We start from the raw sequence: 274 nt of genomic DNA, 5'->3' as shown, positions 1-274 counted from the left end.
TGTATAGGATGCTGATGCCGTTAAATCTTTTTTAGGGGCATCACGTACTATTGACAGCACACCATTCTCTATTTTAACAAAAGCCAGCTAGAGTTTATACGGTTTTCCAAAGAAAAGAAGATCATTTCATGTCCTCTTTCCCTAGCCGTGATCAATTCAAATGGTTTTATGGATTCTTGTTAAAGCGAGGAAGTTTCCCTCTCAAGGAGCAAGGAATGGAGCTTGCGAAACATAGAGGCTGGACAAAAGATACAATGATTTTTATGACAAAGGT

1 protein-coding gene and 1 pseudogene are annotated in these 274 nt (G+C 38.7%); one reads left to right on the top strand and one right to left on the bottom strand.

The features are described from left to right. Window positions 1-87 (bottom strand): single-stranded-DNA-specific exonuclease C-terminal domain-containing protein (locus tag ACM615_RS24385; RefSeq protein WP_431012708.1); only part of this gene is annotated, 87 nt, incomplete at its 3' end. Window positions 88-92: 5 nt separating this feature from the next. Between ACM615_RS24385 and ACM615_RS24380 the strand changes: the two are divergent. Continuing rightward, window positions 93-274: pseudogene (locus ACM615_RS24380) on the top strand (single-stranded-DNA-specific exonuclease C-terminal domain-containing protein); the annotation flags it as partial.

Source organism: Rahnella sp. PAMC25617 (assembly GCF_050606005.1).
GTDB lineage: Bacteria > Pseudomonadota > Gammaproteobacteria > Enterobacterales > Enterobacteriaceae > Rahnella > Rahnella variigena.
The sequence above is the reverse complement of the archived record's forward strand: the minus strand, read 5'-3'. Positions and strand labels throughout refer to the sequence as shown.